Source organism: Pantoea sp. EKM10T, assembly GCF_011800685.1.
GTDB classification, from domain to species: Bacteria; Pseudomonadota; Gammaproteobacteria; order Enterobacterales; family Enterobacteriaceae; genus Pantoea; species Pantoea agglomerans.
The window spans coordinates 133,115-159,459 of the sequence record NZ_JAALEU010000008.1; the positions used below are offsets into that span (position 1 = coordinate 133,115).

15 protein-coding genes are annotated in these 26,345 nt (G+C 58.6%); 3 read left to right on the forward strand and 12 right to left on the reverse strand.

Annotated elements, in window-relative coordinates:
- Positions 1–200: 200 nt before the first annotated feature.
- The 6 genes from HFD95_RS16275 to glyQ all read right to left on the reverse strand — a co-directional run bounded on the left by HFD95_RS16275 (position 201) and on the right by glyQ (position 16,478).
- Positions 201–389 carry a hypothetical protein gene (locus HFD95_RS16275; RefSeq protein WP_073832249.1) on the reverse strand — a complete coding sequence of 63 codons (189 nt, stop codon included), beginning with the start codon at positions 387–389 and terminating at the stop codon, positions 201–203.
- Positions 390–527: 138 nt separating this feature from the next.
- Positions 528–1,001, reverse strand: coding sequence for a hypothetical protein (locus HFD95_RS16280; RefSeq protein WP_167430500.1), 474 nt, complete (start codon positions 999–1,001; stop codon positions 528–530).
- Complete coding sequence (locus HFD95_RS16285; protein ID WP_167430501.1) at positions 998–11,320, reverse strand: hemagglutinin repeat-containing protein; 10,323 nt, start codon at positions 11,318–11,320, stop codon at positions 998–1,000. The genes HFD95_RS16280 and HFD95_RS16285 overlap by 4 nt, the downstream gene beginning before the upstream one ends.
- 58 nt (positions 11,321–11,378) lie before the next feature.
- Entirely contained in the window at positions 11,379–13,109 is a 1,731-nt protein-coding gene (locus HFD95_RS16290; RefSeq protein WP_167430502.1) for a ShlB/FhaC/HecB family hemolysin secretion/activation protein, read from the reverse strand.
- A gap of 378 nt (positions 13,110–13,487) precedes the next feature.
- The gene (gene glyS, locus HFD95_RS16295; RefSeq protein ID WP_010258943.1) at positions 13,488–15,557 is read right to left on the reverse strand and encodes a glycine--tRNA ligase subunit beta; all 2,070 of its coding nucleotides are present in this window, start codon (positions 15,555–15,557) and stop codon (positions 13,488–13,490) included.
- A 9-nt stretch (positions 15,558–15,566) separates the two neighbouring features.
- A complete protein-coding gene (gene glyQ / locus HFD95_RS16300; RefSeq protein ID WP_010258942.1) occupies positions 15,567–16,478 on the reverse strand; it encodes a glycine--tRNA ligase subunit alpha in 912 nt (303 codons plus the stop codon).
- Between the two features lie 221 nt (positions 16,479–16,699).
- Here glyQ and HFD95_RS16305 point away from each other — a divergent pair, with 221 nt between their 5' ends.
- A complete protein-coding gene (locus HFD95_RS16305; protein ID WP_010671618.1) occupies positions 16,700–17,695 on the forward strand; it encodes an acyltransferase in 996 nt (331 codons plus the stop codon).
- Here the strand turns inward: HFD95_RS16305 and HFD95_RS16310 are convergent.
- Together HFD95_RS16310 and yieH are read right to left on the reverse strand one after the other, a co-directional pair.
- A complete protein-coding gene (locus HFD95_RS16310; RefSeq protein WP_167430503.1) occupies positions 17,680–18,612 on the reverse strand; it encodes a GlxA family transcriptional regulator in 933 nt (310 codons plus the stop codon). The genes HFD95_RS16305 and HFD95_RS16310 overlap by 16 nt on opposite strands.
- Before the next feature lie 11 nt (positions 18,613–18,623).
- Complete coding sequence (gene yieH, locus HFD95_RS16315; RefSeq protein WP_167430504.1) at positions 18,624–19,283, reverse strand: 6-phosphogluconate phosphatase; 660 nt, start codon at positions 19,281–19,283, stop codon at positions 18,624–18,626.
- A 152-nt stretch (positions 19,284–19,435) separates the two neighbouring features.
- Here yieH and HFD95_RS16320 point away from each other — a divergent pair, with 152 nt between their 5' ends.
- The gene (locus tag HFD95_RS16320; protein ID WP_010258938.1) at positions 19,436–20,749 is read left to right on the forward strand and encodes an NCS2 family permease; all 1,314 of its coding nucleotides are present in this window, start codon (positions 19,436–19,438) and stop codon (positions 20,747–20,749) included.
- A gap of 36 nt (positions 20,750–20,785) precedes the next feature.
- Here HFD95_RS16320 and HFD95_RS16325 read toward each other — a convergent pair whose 3' ends face one another.
- Positions 20,786–21,535 carry a 4'-phosphopantetheinyl transferase superfamily protein gene (locus HFD95_RS16325; protein ID WP_010258937.1) on the reverse strand — a complete coding sequence of 250 codons (750 nt, stop codon included), beginning with the start codon at positions 21,533–21,535 and terminating at the stop codon, positions 20,786–20,788.
- A 312-nt stretch (positions 21,536–21,847) separates the two neighbouring features.
- On the opposite strand from HFD95_RS16325, the gene HFD95_RS16330 reads away from it, so the two are divergent.
- Positions 21,848–22,315 (forward strand): helix-turn-helix domain-containing protein, encoded by a 468-nt coding sequence (locus tag HFD95_RS16330; protein WP_033759357.1) that lies wholly within the window; start codon positions 21,848–21,850, stop codon positions 22,313–22,315.
- A 68-nt stretch (positions 22,316–22,383) separates the two neighbouring features.
- Here HFD95_RS16330 and HFD95_RS16335 read toward each other — a convergent pair whose 3' ends face one another.
- From HFD95_RS16335 to yidC, 3 genes are all read right to left on the reverse strand, one after another.
- Entirely contained in the window at positions 22,384–22,974 is a 591-nt protein-coding gene (locus HFD95_RS16335; protein ID WP_031591047.1) for a malonic semialdehyde reductase, read from the reverse strand.
- Between the two features lie 265 nt (positions 22,975–23,239).
- Positions 23,240–24,604: a tRNA uridine-5-carboxymethylaminomethyl(34) synthesis GTPase MnmE gene (gene mnmE / locus HFD95_RS16340; protein WP_122459560.1), complete on the reverse strand. Its 1,365-nt coding sequence runs from the start codon at positions 24,602–24,604 to the stop codon at positions 23,240–23,242.
- Positions 24,605–24,696: 92 nt separating this feature from the next.
- A complete protein-coding gene (yidC, locus tag HFD95_RS16345; protein ID WP_010258933.1) occupies positions 24,697–26,343 on the reverse strand; it encodes a membrane protein insertase YidC in 1,647 nt (548 codons plus the stop codon).
- Between the last annotated feature and the right edge of the window lie 2 nt (positions 26,344–26,345).

A 26,345-nucleotide genomic window follows, 5' to 3' on the forward strand; every position in this document is an offset into this window, starting at 1 on the left:
TCAGCCACGTCGCCTTTCTTCAGCGCCGTTTCTGCTGCCCTGATGACCTTGCCTGCCGCATCTCCCGCGCCAGGAATGGTACGAGGTTACCGCACCCAGCACCGCGTGCGCCATCAGGTTCGCCTGGATATTAACCTTACCGTTCGCGTCCGTCGTCAGCTCATGTATCTTTTCCGCCAGGTACGGTGCCGCCGCGCCGCTTATCGCCTGCGCAAGGTTCCCACCAGACAGCCCCGGTAACGTTCACGTTCGCCGCCCCCGGTCATCGAGCCGAACGTGAAGCTGCCGCCCGCGCTGGCGCTCTGCTGCTTACTGTCGTAGCGGTCGCTGTCTTCCTCCGAGGTCAGCGTCAGGTTGCGGCCCGCATCCACCTTCACGCTCGTCGACACGCTGATGCATTAGCCGCCTGAACTCATGCCGATGCTGATGGCCTACTACGCCTGACGCCCCATTCCGAACCTGCTGTACGCGAAAATCTGATCATTAAAGTTAAGAAAACGTCGGTTAATTGAGGTCTAGGTTCTAATTTATAAGTGTTGATATTTAATACCTTCGTCTTGTTCATATGATGACGACAAAGATTCCAACATACTTATTTCATCTCCAACATTCATAATGAACAAGATTAATTCACCTTCAAAAACCAGCTTTACACCTATAAATGCATCCTCTAATGAAGAAAAAATTAAAAATACTTTTAAAAGTTTTTTTTCGATATAATTAACGAACGGATAAACGTGTGAAATATCAATGACCGTTTCTCTCCCATATTCGCCAAGATCATTTCCCTGGAGAGGTACGTCTGTTAATTCAAGTGTCGAGCCATTCCTTCCACATTTAAAACTCTCCATCTCTTCAACTTCTGAAAAAACAAGCTGTAATTGCTGAGGGTGACTAAAATCATGAGTTTCAAGCGAATAAATCACCCCATTAACCCTTAGAAGCTTTCTTCCAACGACACTGCGAGCCCATTTTTGATATCCTCCCACAACATTAATCATTTCGGATCCCCCTTCAATGCATTTATTACAGATGTATTATTAATACCATCTTTAAGGATAGTGACGAAGCTACCATCTGGTTTGGTAACAACAACATTATTACCCTTGATCCTAAAAAATACATCTCCACGACTGGCCCCAATTCCAGTACCTTGCCCCGCAAATTTTCCAGCAATAACTTTATCCGGGTGAGAACCGATATCATTGATAATATCTAATACACGCTGTCTATCTGCTGCGTTCGATGCATTACCACCAAAATCTTCAACGTGTTTTCCAAGCTTTTTACCTAGTTGTGCATTGTTAACTGAGAATGCAGCATTAGATCCAACTCCAGAGCTTGGTAAAGATATTTGGCCAGGACTCGGTAAATGCCCTGATATTTCATCGCTGGCCTTATTAATCAGCTTCGACGCTTCAGCCACGTCGCCTTTCTTCAGCGCCGTTTCTGCTGCCCTGATGACCTTGCCTGCCGCATCTCCCGCGCCAGGAATGATACCGATTGCAGCCACAAGGTAATCAAGCGCCGACTGCGCTTCCGCAAAGCTTTTGATATCACCCACAACAGGTACGAAGTCAGCACCCACCGAGGCCATATCTTTCAGTGCTTCACGCCGTTCAGTGTACATCTTCACCGAGCAGGCTTCGGCGCTCATGCCGCCGCAGTTTGCCTTCTTATAGCGCTCGTTTTCCGCCTCAACGTACTCACCGGCCTTCTGTTCCGGCGTCTTACCTTCAGACTGCGCCTGCGCAATGTCACTCAGTGCGTTATTTTCCAGCGACGTTTTTCCCGCCTGCGCGCCCGCCACCGCATCCGCCGTGCTGTCACCAACCACGCCGCCCGCCAGACCCGCCGCCAGCGTCCCCAGCGCGCTTATCGTCTGCCGCTGCTCCTCAGACAGGTCTTCACGTTTAACGCCCGGATACATCTGCTGCGCGATGTACTCACCCATCGCCGCGCCCGAGGCTCCGGCCAGTGCCGAGTTGCCCGCCGCGTACGAGGTTACCGCACCCAGCACCGCGTGCGCCATCAGGTTCGCTTCGGTATTAACTTTACCGTTCGCGTCCGTGGTCAGCTCGTGTATCTTTTCCGCCAGGTACGGTGCCGACGCGCCGCTTATCGCCTGTGCCACGTTCCCGCCCGACAGGCCCTGCACCGCCGCCGTCACTGCGCTGATGCCCTGCTGCAGCGACGAACCCGTGCCGAACGGCTTCATCGCGTTGTCATACGCCCGCTGCGATATATCGGCTTCCGTATAAGGCTTACCGCTTGCCGCCAGCTGCTCACGCGCCGCCTGAAGAGCCGCCGGGTCCTGCTGCGCCTTCATGCCCGCTATCTGGCCCTGCGTCCGCGCGATATCTCCCGCCTGCGCGCCGATTTCCCCGATGAGCCGCGCCGCCTTCAGCCGGTTCTGTTCCTTCTCCTTGTCGAAGATGACGTCCAGCCCCGGATTGGCATTCGCCACGTCGCGGCTGAGGTCCGCCACGTCCTGCATCTGCTGTTCCTTATCGCGGATAACGATAGTGCCTTCGCTCACCGCCGCCTTCGTGGTGGAGTCCGCGCTTCCGCTGCCGTTCAGCCCCGCCAGCATGCCGTTCGCCATGTTCCCGGCGAACTGACCGCCGATGCTGCCGCCGGTGCTCATGCCCGCGCTCTGATGCTGCACGTCATATTCTGCGTGGTTCTCTATGTCACCAAAGCCCAGCGTGCCGGTGTCGAGCCGGTTTTTATCCGCCGTCGCCGTTGAGCTGATGACCGCGCCGTTCAGCTGCGTATGCTCACCTACCGTGACGTCAAAGCCGCCCTTCCCGGCAAAAATCCCGGTCTGCTCCGCCACGCTCTGCCAGGTGCTGTGCATCTTATCCCGGCTCACGTTCACGTTCGCCGACCCGGTCATTGAGCCGAAGGTGAAGCTGCCGCCCGCGCTGGCGCTCTGCTGTTTACTGTCGTAGCGGTCGCTGTCCTGCTCTGAGGTCAGCGTCAGGTTGCGGCCCGCGTCCACCTTCACGCTCTCACCGCTGGCCTGCGCGCCCGTGAGCGTGATGTCGCGCCCGCTGGTCAGGCTGAGCCGGTTGCCCGCGTCCAGCGTGGTCTCGCTGTGCGTCAGCCCGTTGCCTTTTTCGCTGCCCTTCGCCGCGTTGACGCTCGCCGACACGCTGATGCCATAGCCGCCCGACCCCACGCCGATGCCGACCCCGACGCTGCCGCCCTTGCTGCTGTTTTTCCCATCGGTGCTCTGCGTGTTCTGCGCCGACTGCAGCAGGATGTCCCGCGACGCATCCAGGCTCAGGTCGCCGCCCGCCTTCAGCTGGCTGCCGGAGATGCTGATGTCGCCGCTCTGCGCCGTGCCGTTTTTACCGGTTGCCGTGACGGTCAGATTCCGGCCTGCCGTCAGCGTACTGCCCTGCGACTGGCTGCTTTCAGTTCGCGTTTCGCTTTTCGACGACTGACTGCCGTACGAGGCGCTGACGCCGATGGTGTTGGTCGATCCCGCCTGATAGCCGTCCTGCCCGGGCTTCAGGTCGCCGGCTGCATTGTGCGCGTCCGCGGCGGCAGTATTCAGCCCGTCCATCTGAGCCGCCTGCGCCGCCTGCACCCCGTTCAGCGCCGCCTGGGTGTTCTGCAGCGCGCTGACCCGCCCGTCACCCGACTTCCTGGCCTGCTGCGCGCTGCTGACCGCCGTGTTGAGCGCGCTGCCTGCCGTGCCTGACAGGGCGATGCTCAGACCGCTCTGTTTCTGCTCGAAGGTTTCCTTACGGCTGCGTGAATCAAAGCCCGGGTCGATAGTTACGCTGTCGCCCGTCAGGTTCAGGTCCTGACCTGCCACCAGGTCTGCGCCGCCGACGTGCAGCCGGTTGCCCGCCGTGATGTCCACGCTGCCCTGGCTGCTGCCGATGGTGCTGACGCTCTGGCTCTGGGTGGTGCCTTTCTCATCAATTTCGTGCCGCGTGGACTGCTTGCCGATGGTGAAGCCGATGCCGCCGCTGCTCATCAGCCCGCTTTTTTTCTTTTCTTTCAGCTGGTAGTGGCTGTCGGTCTCGGTCGCCGCGCCGATCTCCACGTCGCGCCCGGCCCGCAGATTGGCGTCCTGATCGGCAGCCACCGCCGATCCGGTCACCGTCAGGTCGCGTCCGGCGATGACCGTGACGCTTTCGCCGCTCAGCAGGCTACCGTTCTCACGCGTGCTGCCGTCCTGCGTAATAGTGTGGCTGCTGCTCTTTTTCAGGAAGCCTTTTCTCTCAGAACGTTCTTCACTAAAGTCCAACGCCCGTTCGGTGGCGGTATTGAGGGTCACATCCTGTTTCGCCTGCAGTGCAACGGCCCCCAGCTCACTGTGCAGAGTGCTGGCCGTGGCGGTGATGCTGCCGTCCTGCGCCACCACCGTGACGCCATCACGTCCACTGAGCGTGCTCCCCACCACGTTCTCACTCAGCATTTCCTCTGAGCGTTCACCCTTAGTTTTCCGGCCGCGACTTTTTTCTTCTGAGACGCGGTGCTCGCTGTCTGTCGTGTGGCTGAGGATGACATCCTTTTTCGCCTGCAGCGCAACAGCACCCTGTCCGCTGTGCAGCGTGCTGCCGGTGACCGTCACGTCACCCTCACGCCCGATAACCGTTACGCCCTGTTCTCCGCCGAAGGTGCTTCCCATGCTGCCCTCGCGAATCGTCTCCTCGTCACGATGACTGCGGGTATTACCCAGCCGCCTGTTCTCGCTGTCCAGGTCCTGCGTGCGGGTACGCGCGTCCTTAATGGTAACGTTCTGCGCGCTGACGCCAATGCGGCCCTCGGTACTGTCAACCTGCGCGCCTTCGGCCAGCAGGTTATTACCCGCCACCAGCGTCACGCCCTGGTCACCGCTCAGGGTGCTGAGCACCAGGCGATCTTCCTGACGGCTGTTGCTGACCGATGAAGTCCGGCTGCCAGCCTCAAGATGGGTGGTATTGGTGGTGGTTTCAGCGCCGATGCGGATGTCGCCACCAGCCTGAACCCGGGCGGAGCCGGAGGCGCTGGCCTGACTACCAGTCAGCGTCAGATCACGACCGGCCGAGAGCAGAAGATTGCCACCGGCGTTAAGCTCGCTGCCCTGCGCCTGCTGCCACTCGCCGCTGACCTGCGCCATGCGCCTGCCCGCTTCTTCTATGCCGCTGCTGGTGCGGTTACCCATCGCCCCGGAGATCACGTTCAGGCTGCCGCTGTGACTGCTTTTCGCGGCACCGATCTCAAGGTTGTTGTGCGCGCTCAGACTGAGGTTATTGGTGGCATTGAGTTTCGCGCCCTGCAGCCGGATATCGGTGCCGCTGAGGCTGATATCCTCAGCACTCATCGTCGCCTGACGCAGGGCATTCTGCAGATCGGTGCTGATCGTCAGCGTCTCCGCCTTCACATCAATGCTGCCCGCCGTGATGTCGCCACCCAGGTGCTGAAACTGCCCGCTGTCGATGGAGAGCGCCTGGTCCGCAAAGAGGTTACCGGCATTAGTCACGCTGTCTGCCGAGAGCTGCAGATTACCGCCGCCAATCACCGCGCCCGCGCCAGTCAGGCGCAGCGTGGTCTGTGCCAGATAAACTTTCGGCACCCACACCGTCTGAGGGCCGTCTGCCGTATCAACCGTTTCGCTGACCAGCCAGACGATATCCTGTTGCAGCGCCGCAATCTGCTGCGGCGTCAACGCCACGCCCGGCACCAGATGGAAATCCTGCGCCACTTTAGAGCCGTTGTTCATTAGCTCCTGATACTGCGCCATCGCATCCCAGCCGTTAACGGAAGGCCTGCCGGTCAGTTTCAGGACCTGCTCGCGAACCAGACGCTGCTCATAAAAACCGTCGCCCAGGCGTTTATGCACCTGTGACGGGTCGTAACCCACCCGTTCAAGCAGATAGTCGCTGCTGATAAATTTGCTCTTGCTGGTAAAACGCTCGTCAGTCACGATCAGATACGGGCTGCCCGCCGCGGTATGCTGGCTGAACAGACCATTATTGGGGATGGTTGTGGCGACTTTCTCCAGCTGTTGTAGCGCCGTCAGGGCCAGTTCAGCCGGTAACAGTGGGCGACCCGATGTGTTATCACCCGTCGTAAGTTCTGTGTCGCCGTCATGGCGGGCGACGCCGTCTACGGTGAAGGCCAGTGGATTACGTTCATACTCCGCACGCTCAGCGTCCACTGCCTGCAGCGCCGCTTCAAGCTGGCTTATCTGCGCCTGATTAACGGTGGTATTGCTGATGCTGGCCCCGTTAATGCTGACGTTGCCGTTGCCGGTAATGATGCCGTCAACGGTTGCCAGGGCGGTGGTCTCATCGGAATTGAAGGTCGGATACCAGTGATGGGTATCCTTGTCATAGTGGTCGACAATCACTTCCTGCCGTCGCTCATTAACCGAGTAGCCCCGGTTATCAATGCTACCACCGCCATCCAGTGTCAGATTGCCGTTAGCCGTGATCACGCTGGCATCGTTGAGTAACGCTCCGGTGATGCGCAGGATCATGTTGCCGCCCGCCAGAATACGGGCACCCATGCCTTCGCTGACCAGCCGATCACGCGTTATGGTGCCAGTTGCAGTTCGTTCACGGAAATTGTTGTAATCAGTAACGAACGGCGCATTGTCGATGTCGATATGTTTTTCGGGATCCCATTGCTCCAGACGTCCACGATCATGTTCACGCCACACCGTATTTTGATAGGGAGTCGGTACGTTATTTTGCCGGAATCCGCGGGTTTCATAGAACGTCATGGCATACGTGCCATCGGCGCTGGGGTTCAGTGCCAGATAGTTAACCCAAAGATCGGTCAGCACGCCCTGATTGTTCATGACCCGTACCTGAGCGCGTTTGCCCACTGCGTCAATTGCCAGCAGGGTGCCGTAAGGATTGCTCTGCGCCGCGGCCTCATCCTGGAAAGTCAGTTGCTGAGTCGTTGACGCCATGGTGCTGAGATCCGTGCTCACTGCTGAGCCGTAAGATCGCCAGTAGTAGTTATAACGATGCCACTTGTAGTCGCTGGTCTCAGCCTCACGCTCTATCACCAGCCCTTCGCGCAGGTTGTCTAGCCGCCGCGCTTCCAGCGTCATATCACCGTCCGCTTCAATAAAGCTCGCCCGGTTCTCGATCAGGTCATCGCTATGCAATGACAGGCGATTGCCGCTATAGAGCAGCGCGCCATCTGTGTTGCTCAGCCGCTCACGGGCCTGCAGGGTCAGGTTTTGAGTTGCCGCGATGACCGCAGGCTGTCCATGGTTGTCGATCACCCGGGAACGCACGATGACTTCATCACCTATCAACGCGGCACGGTTATCCAGCGAGTCGACATTCAGCGTCAGGTCGTCGGCTTCAAGACGCCCGCTGTTCAGCAGCGCACCGGTCGTGAGCTGAACTGTTTTGCCCACCAGCATCGCCGGGTTGGTTATGCCTGCCGCATTCAGCACCAGATTACCCGGCAGCAGCCAGTCCACCAGGTTAGTAAACGCCCCGCTCAGAGAGACAGTCACCGTGCCGTTACTGCTGATGGTTTCGTCCGCCTGGCGGGTGTAGTCCTGTTGCGCGCTCAGCCTCAGAGCTTGCAGGCCCAGCAGCGTGCCGCCCTGATTATCGAAAGAGTGTGCATGGATGTTTAATGCGCCAGCACTCTCCAGCCGTCCGCTCTGATTGAGCAGCACCAGCGTTGAATCAGTCGGTGAGAGATCACCATTGAGGGTGAGATCGCCATTCGCCAGCACCCGTCCCTGACGGTTGTCCAGCTGTGCAACACCGCGCAGCATGAGCGTTCCGGCGCTCTGCAGCCGTCCGGCGCTGTTATCGATATCACGGGCAGTAATGTCGCTGTAGGTGGTGCCGAGTAACAGACCGCCGTCGCGGTTGATAAGGCGATCGGCCTGCAGTGAGAGCCCCGCCTGACTGCTGATCACACCCTGGGTACGGTTATCGATCGCCGTGGCGTTCAGCACAAGATCCTGGGTGGCGACAAGCTGGCCGCCCTGATTGTTCAGTTGTGCGGCTTCAAGGGTCAGCGCCGCGCCGCTGTGGACTTTGCCCTGCTGATTATTGAGCGTGCCGACGTGATAACTTCCCGCGCCCTGGCTGATTAGTGTGCCGCTGGCATTCTCCAGCTGCCCGGTGGTCAGATTAATCGCTTCACGGCTGCTGAACACGCCCTGACGGTTGTTGATCGCTGCGGCATTGATCTGCTGTCTGCCATTGCTGCGTACCGCGCCGCCATTGTTATCAAACTGCCCTGACAACTGAAGTGTCAGCTGTTGCTGGCTGTCGATGTTGCCGCCTGCGTTGTTCAGCGTCTGCGCATCCAGCTGGAACGCTTCGCCGCTCTGGATCTTACCGGCCTGGTTATGCAGATCCCCGGCCAGATTCAGCTTCAACTGCCGCTGACTGTAGAGCAGACCGCCCTGGGTGTTATCGAGTCGCGCAGCGGTAATAGTCAGCCCCTCACCAGCCAGCCATTGGCCACCCGCATTGTTAATGTTACCGGTGCGGCTGCCTTCGGTCTGACCCTGAACGGTAAGCTGCTGCTGAGCAGAGACTTTACCGGCCAGGTTGTTGATATCCTGCTCAATGCGTAACGCCATGCCAGCAGCCGATTGCAACACGCCGCTGGCGTTACTAAGCCAGTTCGCCGAGAGTTCAGCCTGCTGCTGACTTTGTACGCTGCCCGCCGTGTTATCGAAACCGGCAGTCGTGGCAGTCCAGCGTCCCTGGCTGCCCATCCAGCCCTGCGTATTGCTCATCTCCTGCGCCTGAAGCGTCTGGCTTAACCGGCTGAAGATGCGGCCATTGCTGTTATCCAGACGACCAGCAACCTGCATATCCAGCGTATCCAGCGCATTGATCGCGCCCTGAGCATTCAACAGATTTGCGGCGCTGGCCTGCGTGCGGCCATTACCGGTCAGGGTGCCACCCTGATTGTCCCAGTCGCCCGCCAGGTTCAGCGTCAGTGCCTGCTGGCTGAGAATCTGCCCTGACTGGCGATTGTTCAGTGCGCCGCCCTGCAGCAGCAGATCGCCGCCGCTTTGCAGCGATCCGCCATCGTTATCAAATAGCGTCGCTGCGGTGCCATGGACCGCGAGGGCATTTTTCGCCGTGAGTTTGCCGCTCTGGTTGAGGATATCGCCACGGCTGGTCAGCTCCAGATCACCGCCAGACTGCAACCGGCCGCTGGCGTTATTGAGCTGATCTGCGGCCGCCGTGACCCGCTCACCGCCCTGTGCCGTTCCGTCGCGGTTCTGCCAGAGTCCGCCGCTGTTGAGTGAGAGATGATGACCCGCTTCGATCCAGCCATCGCTGTTATCCAGGCCCTGTAGTGTCGTCAGATCAAGATCGCCCTGGCTGACGATTTCACCCTGCGCATTATTCAGATGCTGTGCGGTCAGCGACAGCTGACCACCGTTCAGCGTGCCAGCGTGATTATCGAGATCACCGCCCGCGCTGAGCGTCAGCGCATCACCGGCCAGCAGCTTACCCTGACTGTTGTTTACAGCCGTGCTGGCATTAATAGCCAGCGATGCCTTGGTTTTGACGGTGCCGCCCTGGTTAGTCAGGCTGCCTGTCTCAAGCGTCAGATCGCCGTTGTTACCCAGCTCACCCGCGGTATTGTCGAGCAGACCGTCAATCCGCCATTTTTGGGCGGCGTTGTCGAGTGCGACCATGCGTCCACGCTGGTTATTGAGCGAGGCGGCCCGGAAGCTGAGTTGCCTGCTCTCAATCGCTCCGTCGCTGTTATCCAGCCCACCACTCAACGTGAAGCGGCTTTCGCCACTTCCGGTCTGCGACCATCCGGCCTGCTGGCTGAACAGGCTGCGTCCATCAATCTGCCAGCGCCCGGCACTAATCTGCGCCTGCTGCGCCTCGATATCACCTGCCGTGTTAATCACCAGCTCCGTGCCATTAATCACCGCCTGCCGCACGGCAACACCGCCCTCCTGAGCCGTCAGCGTTGCGCGGCTGGCGGCGACCTGAGCGCCACTGAGATCGACCCGGCGTCCGCGCGCGCTGACCTCTTTTTTGCTCAGCAGGCTGCCGCTGGCCCGAATGGTATCCTGGCTCTCCAGTTGCAGATTAGCTTCCTGTACAACCTGGCTACTGGCATCGCTGCCTGCCAGCAGGTGTCCGCTGCTCTGGATGCTGCGGGCCGCCGTCAGCCGCACATCACCTGCCGCCGCCAGGGTGCCGGACTGAGTGATTCCGCCTTCGCGGCTCCGGACCGTCAGCTGACCGCCACTGTGGAGCTTGCCCTGATAATCGATATCCTCTCTGGCCGCAAGACTGATGTCGCCTCCGGCCTGCGTCACGCCATCCTGCGCCGCCGACTGCCAGACAAGCTTACCTTCGCTGCTCACCACCAGCGTTTTGCCCGCCTGCACCTGAGCGTTCTGATTTCGCACGCCGACGCCCGCTTCAGTACCTATCATGCGGATCTGGCCGCTGTACATGCCGCCCATCTGCCCCATGTCGATCGCCAGTTCAGGTCTGGCGCTGCCGTCGTCAGCCAGCGGTGTGACCGTCTGTGCGTCTGCGCTTACGCGATTGCGACCGGCCACCACCGTCAGCTCTTTTTTGGCCCAGACGCCCGCATTGATCTCCACCGCGCGGGCCAGTACGTCAACATACTCAGTATCATGACGGGGATCGCCGTTGAGTCCGCCGCCTTCAATGCGCACCACGCCGCGTTCGACCTGATAACCCGCCAGACTGCCGTCAGCGTTGAGCTGTGGTTTGCCGGTGGTCAGCGTCATCCGTCCGGCGTTGATGGTGCCGCATCCGTTACAGACAATCCCGGCCGGGTTGGCAACGATCACCTGCGCCCGTCCGCCCGCCACTTCCATATAACCGCGCAGCTGGCTGGGATTATTGCTGTTTACTTCGTTGATGATTACCCGCGCCGCTGGGGTGTCTGGGTTGAGATTCGGGTTGCCCTGAATCATTCCGGCCAGTTGTGTTGAGGTCATCACTGCGGAGTTATTCAGGATGGCGCCGTTCTGCGCGACATCGAATTGCTGATACTGGTTATGCGAGATACCCGCCTGATTGGGGGCGGTGATATTAACCTGCGGCAGCCCGTTCTGGGTGGCGATGACGTCCGGCCGCTGTCCTGGCGTAGCATTGCTATCCGCCACAATGCCGTTCGCCATTGCAGGCCCGGCAAACAGGGCCATTCCCAGCAGCCACGCCGCGCGGCGTAAAGTGACCCAGAGACGCGGCGTGCCGTTGCCACGGCTCTGACCGGGCTCCGTGCTGCAACTGCGGGCAAGTTCTGACACCACCCGGAGTTCCCCATGGGTGCGGCTGAAGATAATGCGATAGCAATGTTTATTCATGGGTCACATCCATGTGAAAGTCACTCAGTTCAGATAGCGGGATCGCCCGCTTTGGTGGTCAGATTTCCAGGTTAACGCTGAAACCCGCCGTCGCGCCTGATGTATGAAATCCCGCGGGTTTATAGAGCGGAATGCCCGCAAACAGGTCGTAGCTGAAGCGCCCCCAGAGCGCGCCGCGTACGCCTATTGCACTGCCTGCCAGTTGATGTCCGACCAGGTCGCAAGTCGCAGGTCCGCTTACCCGGCCATAATCGGCAGCCAGATAGAGCTCATGTCCGTGCGAGAAAAGATTCCAGCCAATTTCGTTGCGCCACAGCAGTCCTTTTTCCCCCGACAACATCTGTTCACCGTCGAAGCCGCGTACCGTATAACGGCCGGCAATCGCCATGCGCTCCTGTGGCGTCAGGGCATTCGGACTCCATTGGCCCCGCACACTGCTGTAGACCCGCCAGGGCTGCTCGCCCACAGCGAAAGGATGGTTGATGCCGAGGTCGCCCAGCAATATGCCGGTACGCGCGCTGCCCTGATGACGCGACTCTTCTGGTGCAGGAAGCGCATTAAACGCACCAGTACCGCGCCGCCAGGCGATACTGGCGTCCAGCGTGCTGCTGCCCAGATAGCTATGCTGATTCAGGCCCAGTTCCCAGCCCGCGGTGCGCCGCTTTTGCTGCACAATGTCGATATCGTTGACGGCGTTGGTGGAATGTTTGCGGTAGCCACGCAGATTAAGCGTGGTTTTGTTCGACTGATCGCGGTAGAGCACCCGGGAGACCGTGAGCTGGAAATTATCGCTCTTGCCGCTGTAGCGCAGCACCTCATTGGCATTGGGGATGTTCTGGTGATAGGTGTAGTCGTTGTAGTTGGCGGAAACGGCCCAGTAGCCTATCGGGAAAAAGTAATTCAGGGTGTGCGAGCGGTTACCGAACGGCCCATGCTCAAACAGATTTTTGCCAATATTGGCGTAAAACAGATCGTTCTGCGCAAAGGGCGCATCCACTGCGAGGGTGGCGGAACCGAGGTAGCGCCCGGTACTTCTGGAGCCGCTGTCATCCAGTCCCAGACTGAGCCGCACCGGTCTGCCTTCGCGCCAGTTGACCTGCAGATCGCTGGTGGCTTCCTGCTCGCCCGGCACGATTTTAATGTCGGCACTGGCGCTGGGCACCCGCTTGAAGTTTTCCAGCCCCTGCTCAATATCCCGCAGATTTAATATCTCGCCCGATGACGCCGGAATCGCATTCCACAGCCGTCCACGCCAGGAAACCGGTTCATCAAAACGGATCCTGCTGATACGGCCCGGCTGTAACGTCAGCGTTAATACGCCTTTAGTCAGATCCTGCTCCTGTGCCATGACGCGGGTGGTGACATAGCCTTTGGCGAGAATTGCATTCTGCACTTTGTTAATGACCAGCACGATGCCCTGTCCGCCCAGGCAGCGGCCGGTGGCATCCGCGGCGGCGTCGAGCGCCCACTGAAAACGGCTGGCTTCGTCGCCAGTCAGGGCGATCTGATTGATGGTAAAGCAGGGTTGCTCACCGGCAGGATAACCGGGCAGACGACTATCAGGACGGGGAAGATGTTCATTCGCCTGCGGCGCATTCTGCTGTTGCAGCACGCGCTCGCGCGTCTGCTGACGCAGTTGCTCGCGGGCATCAATCGCCTGGCCTTCTTCGCGGGGATTATCGGCTGGCGGGGCTGCCATCAGCGGGGAAGCAGAGCAGAGCAGCGCGCCTGCCACCATGGCGAGCAGACGCACTGGCGGATGACAGAGCGATAAACAAATCCTTTTCATGAAAATTCCATTTCACTAAATGTAACCGGGTGTAAATTCTGGCGAATTATCCATCAGGAAAGGGGAAAAACAAGAGGGCTGGCTATCTTTAGGGCGGTTTCTTAACCACCGGATTGATGAAAAACTTTAGAGTATGACCGGAGAAAAATTAACAAGTAACATTTTGATATATAGACATAATATTTATAATCTGGCGCATCGAAACAGCCGATTCCTGATGACCGGCAATGGCAGTTTGAGCACTTTAGCGTATTCATTTGCACCCTAAAAAATGGCCGCTATAGCGGTCACACTCAGGTATGAGTTGAAAACATCAGGCCAAAAAATCCCATAAAAAAAGGGACGATTGCTCGTCCCTTTTCCGCACAACAAATAGCATTACTGTAGCAGTGAGATATCCGCGACCTGAAGGAACAGCTCACGCAGTTTTGACAGCAGCGTCAGGCGATTAACCCGCACCGCCTGATCGTCGGCGTTAACCATCACTTTATCGAAGAAGTTGTCTACCGCAGTACGCAGCTGTGCCAGTTCGACCAGCGCATCCTGATAACGACCTTCAGCGAAGTAAGGCTGCAGCTTGCTGCTCAGCGCAGTGACAAAGGTCGCCAGCTGGATCTCTTCATTCTCTTTCAGCAGCGACGCCTGCACGCTCTCATTCAGCGTTTCAGTCGATTTTGCCAGAATGTTAGAGACGCGCTTGTTCGCCGCCGCCAGTGCTGCGGCTGCTTCCAGCGTACGGAAGTGCGACACCGCTTTCATGCGTGCATCAAAGTCAGCCGGACGGGTCGGACGACGCGCCAGAACCGCCTGCAGCGTGTCGATGCTGTGACCCTCTTCCTGATACCAGGCGCGGAAGCGACCCAGCATAAAGTCGATCACATCATCCACCACGCGGGCGTTGCTCAGCTTGCTGCCATACAGGCGCACCGCTTCTTCGGTCAGAGTCTGCAGGTCGAGCGGCAGGTTCTTCTCAACGATGATACGCAGCACGCCCAGCGCCGCACGACGCAGTGCGAACGGGTCTTTGTCGCCTTTTGGATGCTGACCAATGCCGAAAATACCGGCCAGCGTATCCATTTTATCGGCAATCGCCAGTGCACAGGCGACAGGGCTGGACGGCAGATCGTCACCGGCAAAGCGCGGCTGATACTGCTCATTCAGCGCCACCGCAACATCTTCGGCTTCGCCGTCGTGACGCGCGTAGTGCATGCCCATCACGCCCTGGGTGTCGGTGAACTCGAAGACCATGTTGGTCATCAGGTCACACTTCGACAGCAGGCCCGCGCGGGTGGCGTGATTCACATCTGCGCCAATTTCACCGGCAATCCAGCCCGCCAGGGCCTGAATGCGATCGGTTTTATCGCGCAGCGTGCCCAGCTCTTTCTGGAACAGCACCGTCTCCAGACGCGGCAGGTGATCTTCCAGACGCTTTTTGCGGTCGGTATTAAAGAAGAACTCCGCATCGGCCAGGCGTGGACGTACCACTTTTTCGTTGCCGGATATAATCTGGCGCGGATCGCTGGATTCGATGTTGGTGACGAAAATGAAGTTCGGCATCAGGTTGCCGTCATTGTCATACACCGGGAAATACTTCTGATCGCCTTTCATGGTGTAGACCAGCGCTTCCGCAGGCACCTTGAGGAATTTCTCTTCAAAGGTCGCGGTCAGGACCACCGGCCACTCCACCAGCGATGTCACCTCTTCCAGCAGGCTGTCGCTGATATCAGCGTTGCCGCCTAAACGGCGTGCTGCCGCTTCAGCATCGGCTTTGATCATCGCTTTGCGGACCTGATAGTCGGCAATGACCTGGCCACGTTTTTCCAGCACATCGGGGTATTGATCGGCGTTGTCGAGCGTGATTTCGCTTTCACCCATAAAGCGGTGACCACGAATAACCCGATCTGACTTAATGCCCAGAATGGTGCCTGGGATCAGCTCATCGCCCAGCAGCATCGTCACGGTGTGAACCGGACGAACGAACTGCACATCGCTGTTGCCCCAGCGCATCAGTTTTGGCACCGGCAGCTTGCTGAGCGCGGTAGCGATCATTGCGGGCAGCAGCGCCTGAGCCGCTTCGCCTTTGACCTGAGCGCGATAAACCAGCCATTCGCCTTTATCGGTGGCGAGACGTTCAGCCTGATCGACGGTAATGCCGTTGCCACGCGCCCAGCCTTCAGCGGCTTTGGTCGCATTGCCGTCAGCGTCAAACGCAGCAGAGATCGCCGGTCCACGCTTCTCTACTTCCCGATCGGGTTGTGAGGCGCTCAGGTTTGCGACTTTCAGCGCCAGACGACGCGGCGCAGCAAACCAGCTGACCTCGCCGTGGCTCAGGTTAGCGGCATCCAGTTCAGCAGTGACCTGCGCGGCAAAGGCTTCTGCCAGGCTGCGCAGGGCTTTTGGTGGCAGCTCTTCGGTGCCGATCTCCACCAGGAAGGTTTGTTCAGTCATGGCTGCCTCTTACTTTTTGTTATTGCACATCGGGAAGCCCATTGCCTCGCGAGAGGCGTAGTAAGCTTCAGCCACGGCTTTGGTCAGGGTACGAATGCGCAGAATATAGCGCTGACGCTCTGTTACCGAGATCGCTTTGCGGGCATCCAGCAGGTTGAAGCTGTGTGCCGCTTTAAGAATGCGTTCGTAGGCGGGCAGTGGCAGCGGTTTTTCCAGCGCCAGCAGATGCTGCGCCTCTTTCTCATACTGCTCGAAGCAGGTAAAGAGGAAATCAACGTCGGCGTATTCGAAGTTATAGGTGGATTGCTCCACTTCGTTCTGATGGAACACGTCGCCGTAGGTGGTTTTGCCCAGCGGACCGTCGCTCCACACCAGATCGTAAACGCTGTCGACGCCCTGGATGTACATCGCCAGACGCTCCAGACCGTAGGTGATCTCGCCGGTCACCGGCTTACACTCCATGCCGCCAACCTGCTGGAAGTAGGTGAACTGCGTCACTTCCATGCCGTTGAGCCACACTTCCCAGCCGAGTCCCCAGGCACCCAGCGTCGGGTTTTCCCAGTTATCTTCCACGAAGCGAATGTCATGCACCGTCGGGTCCATACCCAGCTCTTTCAGCGAGCCAAGATAGAGCTCCTGAATGTTGTCCGGTGAGGGTTTGATGATCACCTGGAACTGGTAATAGTGTTGCAGGCGGTTCGGGTTTTCACCGTAGCGGCCATCGGTAGGACGGCGTGATGGCTGCACGTAAGCGGCGGCGATCGGCTCCGGGCCGAGTGCGCGCAGGCAGGTCATCGGGTGTGAAGTGCCAGCGCCCACTTCCATGTCCAGCGGTTGGACAATGGTGCAGCCCTGACGCGCCCAGTAATCCTGCAAGGTCAGGATCAGCCCCTGAAAGGTTTTGGTATCAAACTTTTGCATGTTGAGTGTGCACGCGCTTCGGTTAGATTAAAAAAAGAGGCCGACAGTATACCCTTTGACCGCGCGATGTGCAGCCGTAAATCCCAGGCGCTACCGGCGCGTTTTCGCGGTGATTCAGGGCGCTGGCATACAGATGGCTCCGAATCCTGCTGGCAGCAGTTGTTGCTCTGGTCGCATTTGGCTACCCTTTTGCGCACGGACGCGATGCGCAAGAGGATGCCATGCCGCAGAAGATTTACTGGATCGATAATTTACGCGCGGTTGCCTGTCTGATGGTGATCGTGATTCATACCACCACCTGGTATATCACCGGGCCGATGGCGGTGACTGGCATCACCTGGGATGCGGCTAATCTGCTGAACTCAGCATCACGCGTCTGTGTTCCGCTGTTCTTTATGATCTCCGGCTATCTGTTTTTCGGCGAACGCAGCGCCCAGCCGCGCCATATGCTCCGGCTGGTGCTCTGTCTGCTGTTCTACAGCGCGGTATCGCTGGCCTATATCACCTGGCTGACCCCCATCAGCGAAGGGCGATCAATCCTGAAGATGCTGCAGAAGCCGGTGTTTTATCACCTGTGGTTCTTCTTTGCGCTGATCGGCATCTATCTGCTGTCGCCCCTGATCCAGGTAAAAACCGTGCAGGCGCGCTACGTGGCGCTGCTGGTGCTGGTGCTGGCGGTGCTCGCCAATCCCAATACGGTCAGCCAGTCGCTGGGGCCGTTTCACTTTCTGCCGGTTAATCTCTATGTCAGCGGTGACAGTATCTACTACCTGCTCTATGCGCTGCTGGGACGGGCTATCGGCACGATGGAGACGACCCGGCGCGGCCTGACGCCGCTGGCTGCCGGGCTGTTTATCGCCTGTGTGATTGGCATTACATTGGGGACGAAACAGGCGCTGATCGTCAACGGGGCGTTTAATGACACCTGGTATCTCTACTGCGGACCGTTGGTGTTTATCGCCGCGATCAGCCTGCTCATCGTGTTTAAAAACAGCCTGAACCAGCGCACGCTGCCGGGTTTAACGGTGATTGCGCGCTATTCACTGCCGATCTACGGCTTTCATGCGCTGTTCATTCACTACCTGCGTACACATCATTACGATGATATGTCGCGTCCGTGGCTCGACCTGCCCTGGGTGTTCGGGCTGACGCTGGGCGGCAGCCTGCTGCTGGGTATGGCATTGAAACGCGTCGATACCCGTCACTTTGTCAGCTGATTGGCTTCACGCTGGCGGGCGCGCCGTAGCTGGCGCGCCGATGAAAACCCCGCCGCCAGCGCCGCTTTTTCGGCAGATTCACCCTGCTGCTGACGCTGGCGTGCCACGCCAACCCGCAACTGCTCATGGTATTCACGCACGCTAATCCCCAGTTGCTGGCGAAACAGCCGCGCCAGATGGCGGCTGCTGACATGCGTGCGTCCAGCCAGCTCGGTCAGGGTCCAGCCGTGCTCAGGATGGGCAATCATCAGATCCTGCGCCCGATGAATGGCCGGATGCATGTGGTTGCGGTAACGCAGCCACGGCGAAAGTTGCGGATCGTCACCGGCACGGCGGAACCAGACCACCATCTCCCGCGCTACCGCCAGCGCGGTTTGCGTATCACAGAGCTGATTAATCAGATGCAGCGCCAGATCGATTCCCGCCGTGATGCCTGCGCTGGTCCAGATATTCTCATGCCCGACAAACACCCGGTTCTCCTGCACCCGTGCGCGCGGGGCTGCGGCTTTCAGGCGGGCAATCACATCATGATGAGTGGTGCAGACCACGTCATCCAGCATGCCTGCCTGCGCCGCCAGCAGCGCTCCCGAGCAGACGCAGACCAGCATAAAGGTCTGCGCGCGCAGCGCGCCGTGCTGGCGCATCAGCCAGTCGCGAGCCTCTCCGGCCTGCGGCGTGGCGTAACAGAGCTGCGAGTCATAGACGCCAGGCACCACCAGCAGACTCCCGGCGGGCAACTGTTCCGGTAACGGTTCGATGCCGCCAATGGTCATGCCGGTGGAGCAGACCACCTCCGGCTGCGGGCCGATGTAGCGCAGCATAAAGTGCTCGCCCGCCAGCTTCAGCGTCTCGGCCGGGCCGGTGAGATCCAGCGCCATCACACCGGGCAGGGTTAAAAACCAGACGGTGTGTGTCATGCTGGCCCGCGCTATACCAGATCCCAGCCACGGGCGCGCCACAGCGCAGGCAGTTGCGCCAAATCGTCGAAGCGCGTCACCAGCGGGTGATCCAGTTCAGGGTTGTGTGGGTCAGCGCAGTAGTAGTAGACCGGAATGCCAGCGGCGATACCGGCGCGGGCGCCCGCTTCGGAGTCATCCACCAGAATGCAGCGCTCAATCGGCACCTGCATCTGTTCCGCCGCGTGGTACATCAGTTCCGGATCGGGCTTCCAGTGCAGAATGTCATAGCCGCTGTAAAGGTGCTCCGCAAATAGCGGCAGCATGCCGGTTAAGCCCAGCGAGTGCTGCATCTTTTTTACCGTCCCGTTTGAAACCACGCACATCGGCACCTTGATCTGCTCAACCAGCGCTTTCGCGCCCGGGATGGGCTGCAGTTGCTGATCAAACAGCCGCGCGACCTCTGCGCGATAAGCAGTCTCCACCTCTTCCATCGGCAGCGTCACCTGATGCGCGTCGCCGACGTCACGAATAATGTCGTAGAGTTTGACGCCCTTATACTTCTCAAACATCTGCTGCAGCGACAGTTCCAGGCCGTAACGGGCAAAGGTGTTGACGTAGGCCTGGGTACAGAGCAACTCACTGTCCACCAGCGTGCCATCGCAATCAAAAAAGACGCATTCTACTGACATCAGACTCTATCCTTCGATTCAGGGGTATGCTCCACACTCTACCGCACTCAGCGCAGATTGCGAGACTGGCAATCGGTTGCGAAAAATCATTGTATTGCCCCGGTAAAATCGCCAGGATACGCGCCGATGATTTTTTCTTCTGGATGGATGGCATGAGCAAGCAAGGCGTTTTGCAGCGCATCTTCAGGCTGCAGGAACATGGCACCACGGTGCGCACCGAAGTGATCGCGGGTATCACCACCTTTCTGACGATGGTCTACATCGTCTTCGTCAATCCGCAGATCCTCGGCGTCGCCGGCATGGATACCCAGGCGGTGTTTGTGACCACCTGTCTGATTGCCGCTTTCGGCAGCATTCTGATGGGACTGTTTGCCAATCTGCCGGTGGCGCTGGCGCCCGCAATGGGGCTGAACGCCTTTTTCGCCTTTGTGGTGGTTGGCGCGATGGGCTATTCGTGGCAGGTGGGTATGGGCGCGATCTTCTGGGGTGCGGTCGGCCTGCTGATCCTGACGCTGCTGCGGGTTCGCTACTGGATGATTGCCAATATCCCGCTGAGCCTGCGCGTCGGCATTACCGCCGGTATCGGCCTGTTTATCGCCATGATGGGGCTGAAGAATGCCGGTATTATCGTGCCGAATCCCGATACCCTGGTGGCCGTGGGGAACCTGACCTCGCACAGCGTACTGCTGGGCGCGCTGGGCTTCTTTATCATCGCTATTCTGGCATCACGCAATATCCACGCGGCAGTGCTGATCTCGATGGTGGTTACCACTGCTATCGGCTGGATGCTGGGCGACGTGAAGTTTGTCGGCCTGTTTTCTGCGCCGCCTTCCATTACTTCTGTGGTTGGCCAGGTGGATATCAAAGGCGCCTTCAACATCGGCATGGCAGGCGTAATCTTCTCCTTTATGCTGGTCAATCTGTTCGACTCCTCCGGCACGCTGATCGGCGTCACCGACAAAGCGGGACTGACCGATGAAACCGGCACTTTCCCGCGCATGCAGCAGGCGCTCTATGTCGACAGCATCAGTTCAGTGAGTGGCGCGCTGGCAGGCACCTCATCCGTGACCGCCTATATCGAAAGCACCTCGGGCGTGGCGATTGGTGGCCGTACCGGCCTGATGGCAGTGGTGACCGGCCTGCTGTTCCTGCTGGTGACCTTCCTGTCACCGCTGGCCGCGATGGTGCCATCCTACGCCGCTGCGGGCGCGCTGATTTACGTTGGGGTGTTAATGACCGCCAGCCTGTCGCGCGTACGCTGGGATGATTTGACCGAAGCCGTTCCGGCGTTTGTGACCGCCGCCATGATGCCCTTTAGTTTTTCCATCACCGAAGGCATTGCGCTGGGATTCATCGCTTACTGCGTCATGAAGCTGGGTACTGGCCGCTGGCGTGAAATCAGCCCCTGCGTAGTAATTGTTGCTCTGCTGTTTGTGCTGAAGATTGTCTTTGTAGACGCGCACTAAGCGCATTCAGGGCCGCAACCTCCGGGTTGCGGCTTTTTACATTTCAGGATGCAGGCTGCGCTCGCTGGGCAGGCTGGTCAGCCGCAGAGCATGAGGCCCGATGTTGGGCTTACCCATCTCTATTTCGCGTAATGCGTGCCACTGAAAGGCGTTATCCATCTCCCACAGATGCAGACGCTGAGTCGCAGACGACAGCGCACACGACCAGACCAGCATGGGCTCCGCATCACACACCACCTGAATATCGGGATAGAGTGAAGATCGCAGCCGACCCGCACCGGGCAACAGGCGCAGCGAATCCAGTCCCCGATCGCCCTCTCCCGTCAGCTTGAGAATGCTCTGGCGTAATGTCCAGATCTGCGTCACCGCCTCCATGGCATCCTGCTGGGCATTGATCCAGGCGATCTCGCCCGAGGTTAATCCCTGAATCAGCTGCTCCTGAGTCTGACGGCTTCTGGCATGCACAATCTCCATATCCAGACCGGCACGTCCACCCTCTTCGGCCAGCAGCACACCCACCGTATTACCCGCATAGGCGATGCTGAAATCGGGCAGATCGCTGTCAGCAAAAACGGGGCGTCCGTTGCTCTGGATAAGCAGGCGCGGCAGTTCACCAATGCCATAAACCCGTAGCATCAGTTGTGCCAGCAGGGTACGGGCGGCAAGAAATCGCCCACGGCGTTTGTCAGCAAACTGCTGTGCCGTGTCGGTGATAGCCTGGGGAATGCGTAAATCATTAGCCGGGAAGCCGGGATCGCCCGTCCAGCGTACAAAATGACCAGCCATCTGTCGCTCCGTGAAAATGGTCAGATAATCATCAGAAGCATTGTAGGAATTTTCTTACCTTAATGCACCTGGCAACGCACAGATTGGGGTAAATTCGGAATAGGATGAGCAGGCGAATGGTGTTTCATCAGGGGACAACCTCAGCAGAACCGGGTTTGATGTGCGTGCCTGATTAGCCATCCTGCTGGCAGCCGGAGTTGCTGTGACAGCGTTGTCATGCGGATGTCAGGCTGCTGTCGGGTCAGGATCGTGTTACTGCCGGACGTTTCGCCGCACACTTTTCCTTCCTGTCTGTTACTACGGAGAATGCGAATGAGCAGCATCAACAGATTCAAAGAACATCGACTGGCCCGGGCGTGGTCACAGGAACAACTGGCAGAAATGGCGGGACTGAGCACCCGCACCGTGCAGCGGATTGAAAATGGCGAGCGACCGGGGCTGGAAACACTGAGTGCGCTGGCTGCCGTCTTTGAAGTGAACGTTGCTGATCTGACCGGTCCACAGAACGGGGAGGATCAGGCGCTGGATCAGCGGATTGTTGATGCACGCAGCAGGCTCCTCGGTGAGGCGCGCTTTTACCGTTCACTGATTACCGCAGTAGTGGTTTGCGGACTGCTGTTTGTGCTTAATCATGTGACGGCACCGGATGATCACTGGTCGCTCTGGGTCGCAGCGATCTGGGGAGCGGTGCTGTTTGTCCGGGCATTGAGGACCTTTGTTTTTCATGGCCTGACGCAGCGCTGGCAGCAAAAGCGCCTGCAAAAAATGCTGCGCCGCTGAACGGTTCGGAGGGTGACACGCTGTTTAAGGTCATCCGCGTCGCGATTCGACTCGCGACGCGGGCAGCATCAGGCGAAACGGCTCGCCTGCTCAAAGCTCAGTCGAGGCAGGCGCGGATGCAGTTTTGACGCATCACCGTAGCCGAGGTTAATCAGCAGGTTAACCTGATACTGACCGTCGGGGAAAAAGGCGTCATTGATTTTGGCCGGATCAAACCCGGACATCGGACCGGCATCCAGACCCAGCGAACGCGCCGCCAGAATCAGGTAGCCCGCCTGCAGGCTGCTGTTACGGAAAGCGGTCTCTTTTGCCGCCTCGGGACTGCCGGTAAACCAGCTGCGCGCATCAGCATGGGGGAACAGGGCGGGCAGCTGCTCATAGAACTCGCGGTCCCAGGCCACAATCACCGTGACCGGCGCGCTCATGGTTTTTTCCAGATTGCCGGAAGAGAGTGCCGGTTTCAGCTTCTCTTTGCCTTCCGCCGAGGTCACGAAAACAAATCGCGCAGGCGAGCAGTTCGCCGAGGTCGGGCCCAGTGCCGTTAAAGCATAGAGCTGCTCCAGCAGGGCGTTATCGACGGGCTTAGCCTGCCAGTAACTATGGGTGCGGGCGTCATTAAACAGCGTGTCCAGTGCGGCAGTGTCGAGCGGTGTACTCATGCAACTCTCCTGTTTCAGGCGAAAAAGTTCGCCCAATGGTGTTCACGTAGTGGGTTTGCGTCCGGCCCGACTCGGCGGGATAAGGCGGGGATTATTCACCGCAATCCGTCGCCGCTCGTCAGATCGGCGCTTCAACCGTTATACGGCAATGCCGTGCCGCCGCAAAATAACATATCAGCAAGAATCAACGCAGAAGCGGGAATAACAGGGGAGCAGCGTGGCAGGAAATCTGGCCTGACAGCAGGACGCTATCAGGCCAGCACGGTTATTTACCGATACAGAAGCTGGAGAAGATGCGACCCAGCAGATCGTCAGAAGTGAACTCGCCGGTGATCTCGCTTAACGCCTGCTGGGCAAGACGCAACTCTTCCGCCAGTAGCTCACCGGCCCAGGCACCGAGCAGCTGCGCTTTACCCTGCTGTAAGTGCGTTGCCGCCAGCTCCAGCGCCTGCAGATGACGGCGACGCGCCAGGAAGCCGCCTTCCATATTGCCGGCGAAGCCCATGCTCTGCTTCAGGTGATCGCGCAGCTCGTCCACGCCCGCGCTGGTGCGTGCCGACAGACGAATCAGTGAGTGACCATTTACTTCTGTCAGACCGAGAGACTCCCCGGTAACATCCGCCTTGTTGCGGACCACGGTAATCGGCAGTTCGGGCGGCAGACGGGAGACGAAATCGGGCCAGATAGCCGCCGCTTCGGTGGCGTCGGTCGTCGTGCCGTCCACCATAAACAGCACGCGGTCAGCCTGTTCGATCTCCTGCCAGGCGCGCTCAATCCCGATGCGCTCCACTTCGTCGCTGGCTTCACGCAGACCGGCGGTGTCGATGATATGCAGCGGCATGCCATCAATATGAATATGCTCACGCAGTACGTCACGGGTGGTGCCTGCGATATCCGTGACGATGGCGGCGTCACGGCCCGCCAGCGCATTCAGCAGGCTCGATTTGCCCGCATTAGGCCGGCCCGCAATCACCACTTTCATCCCTTCACGCAGCAGGCTGCCCTGACGTGCTTCGGCACGGACGGCATCCAGGTCGCCGATCACCGTATTCAGCTGCGCTTCGATTCTGCCGTCAGAGAGGAAATCGATCTCCTCATCCGGGAAGTCGATAGCGGCTTCGACATAGATCCGCAGGTGAGTGAGTGCTTCCACAAGATGATTGATACGGGTGGAGAAGACGCCCTGCAGGGAGTTCACTGCCGAACGCGCCGCCTGCTCAGAGCTGGCATCAATCAGGTCAGCAATCGCTTCGGCCTGCGCCAGATCGAGCTTGTCATTCAGAAACGCACGCTCTGAAAACTCACCCGGCTGAGCGATACGCACGCCAGGCAGCGCCACGATGCGCTTCAGCAGCAGGTCCAGGATCACCGGGCCGCCGTGGCCCTGCAGCTCCAGCACATCTTCACCGGTAAAGGAGTGGGGGCCAGGAAACCACAGCGCAATGCCCTGATCCAGCACGCGGCCATCGCTATCGGTGAACGGCAGATAATCGGCGTAACGCGGCTTAGGCAGTTTGCCCAGCAGCTGGCGGGCGACCTCTGCCGCCTGCGCGCCAGAGACGCGCAGAATGCCTACGCCGCCGCGTCCGGGTGGCGTCGCCTGGGCAACAATGGTATCGCTGTGGCTCATAAATTTTCTCTCGCTACAAAAAACACAGGCGGTCGCTTTGACCGCCTGAGAATAGACTATTTTAGGGCGGGATTACTCCCGCTCTGGATCGCTTACGCTTTCTTCTTGTCGCGGCTATGCAGACCACGTTTTTCCAGGCCGCGATAAATCAGCTGCTGCTGGAGAATGGTGACCAGGTTGCTGACGATGTAGTACAGCACCAGACCTGACGGGAACCACAGGAAGAACACGGTGAAAATCACCGGCATGTACGTCATGATCTTCTGCTGCATCGGATCGGTCACGGTGGTCGGTGACATCTTCTGAATGAAGAACATGGTGATGCCCATCAGAATCGGCAGGATGTAGTACGGGTCCTGCGCTGACAGGTCATGGATCCACAGAATAAATGGCGCATGACGCAGTTCAACCGAGCCTGACAGCATGTAGTAAAGCGCCAGGAAGATTGGCATCTGAATCACCAGCGGCAGACAGCCACCCAGCGGATTCACTTTCTCTGCTTTATACAGCGCCATCATTTCCTGGCTCTGCTTCTGCTTGTCATCACCCAGACGCTCACGCATCGCCTGAATTTTCGGCTGCAGCATGCGCATCTTCGCCATCGAGGTGTACTGCGCTTTGGTCAGCGGGTACATAATGCCGCGCACGATGAAGGTGATCACGATAATGGAGAAGCCCCAGTTACCGATGAAGCTGTGGATAAATTTCAGCAGTTTGAACAGCGGCTGAGAGATAAACCACAACCAGCCGTAATCTACGGTCAGATCAAGGTGCGGCGCAATCGCTGCCATCTTGTCCTGAATTTCCGGGCCGACCCACAGCGTTGCACCCAGATTCTGCTGTGCGCCCGCGGCAATGGTGACCGGTGCAGATTTATAGCCAATCGCCGCCACGCCATTACCCAGGTTGCTGGTGTAAAGGGTGTTGGTGCCTTCGGTACGCGGAACCCATGCCGTTGCAAAGTACTGCTGCAGCATCGCAACCCAGCCATTGCTGGTGGTGGCGTTCAGGTTCTCGTTATCCGCGATGGTGTCGAATTTATACTTCTCATATTTCGACTCGCTGGTGGAGTAGGCCGCGCCACGGAAGGTGTGCAGAGCAAAGTTGTTGCTGCCGGTATCACGATGCTTAGGCAGATCGATGGTCTGCTTCAGCTGGCCAAACAGCGACACTTCCAGCGGCTGCTGGGTGGTGTTGTTGACATGATAATCGACATTAACGGCATATTCGCCACGCTTGAAGATGAAGGTTTTGGTGTAAACCACGCCATTTTCAGCGGTGTAGGTCATCGGCACACGCAGTTCGGACTGGCCATCAGCCATCTCGAAGTGATCCTGCGCAGCGTTGAACAGCGGACGCGCGCCGTTGTTCGGGTTATCCGGGCCATTACGACCGGTCAAACCACTCTGTGCCTGATAAAGGAACGCTGGCGTTGTTTCAAGCAGCTGGAACGGCTGGTTAGAACCCAGTTTGTCCGGGAAAGTCAGCAGCTGTGCTTGTTCAACATCACCGCCTCGGGTGTTGATATTCAATGACAGGACATCAGTCTTAACGGTGATCGTCTGGCCCTGACCGCTGGCCGGTACACCCTGACTGGCGGTATCACCCGCTACGCTGTTTGTGCCTTGTGTGGTCTGCGTCTGCTGTGGCTGCGGAGCGTGGTCCGTCTGCCAGGCTTGCCAGATCATAAAGGTCACGAACAGAAAAGCGATGAGAAAGAGATTGCGTTGCGAATCCATCG

Excerpts from the sequence above, each read along its gene's own strand:
- HFD95_RS16280 (WP_167430500.1), bottom strand. The coding sequence starts at position 1,001 with ATGATTAATGTTGTGGGAGGATATCAAAAATGGGCTCGCAGTGTCGTT.
- HFD95_RS16285 (WP_167430501.1), bottom strand. The coding sequence starts at position 11,320 with ATGAATAAACATTGCTATCGCATTATCTTCAGCCGCACCCATGGGGAA.
- HFD95_RS16290 (WP_167430502.1), bottom strand. The coding sequence starts at position 13,109 with ATGAAAAGGATTTGTTTATCGCTCTGTCATCCGCCAGTGCGTCTGCTC.
- glyS (WP_010258943.1), bottom strand. The coding sequence starts at position 15,557 with ATGACTGAACAAACCTTCCTGGTGGAGATCGGCACCGAAGAGCTGCCA.
- glyQ (WP_010258942.1), bottom strand. The coding sequence starts at position 16,478 with ATGCAAAAGTTTGATACCAAAACCTTTCAGGGGCTGATCCTGACCTTG.
- HFD95_RS16305 (WP_010671618.1), top strand. The coding sequence starts at position 16,700 with ATGCCGCAGAAGATTTACTGGATCGATAATTTACGCGCGGTTGCCTGT.
- HFD95_RS16310 (WP_167430503.1), bottom strand. The coding sequence starts at position 18,612 with ATGACACACACCGTCTGGTTTTTAACCCTGCCCGGTGTGATGGCGCTG.
- yieH (WP_167430504.1), bottom strand. The coding sequence starts at position 19,283 with ATGTCAGTAGAATGCGTCTTTTTTGATTGCGATGGCACGCTGGTGGAC.
- HFD95_RS16320 (WP_010258938.1), top strand. The coding sequence starts at position 19,436 with ATGAGCAAGCAAGGCGTTTTGCAGCGCATCTTCAGGCTGCAGGAACAT.
- HFD95_RS16325 (WP_010258937.1), bottom strand. The coding sequence starts at position 21,535 with ATGGCTGGTCATTTTGTACGCTGGACGGGCGATCCCGGCTTCCCGGCT.
- HFD95_RS16330 (WP_033759357.1), top strand. The coding sequence starts at position 21,848 with ATGAGCAGCATCAACAGATTCAAAGAACATCGACTGGCCCGGGCGTGG.
- HFD95_RS16335 (WP_031591047.1), bottom strand. The coding sequence starts at position 22,974 with ATGAGTACACCGCTCGACACTGCCGCACTGGACACGCTGTTTAATGAC.
- mnmE (WP_122459560.1), bottom strand. The coding sequence starts at position 24,604 with ATGAGCCACAGCGATACCATTGTTGCCCAGGCGACGCCACCCGGACGC.
- yidC (WP_010258933.1), bottom strand. The coding sequence starts at position 26,343 with ATGGATTCGCAACGCAATCTCTTTCTCATCGCTTTTCTGTTCGTGACC.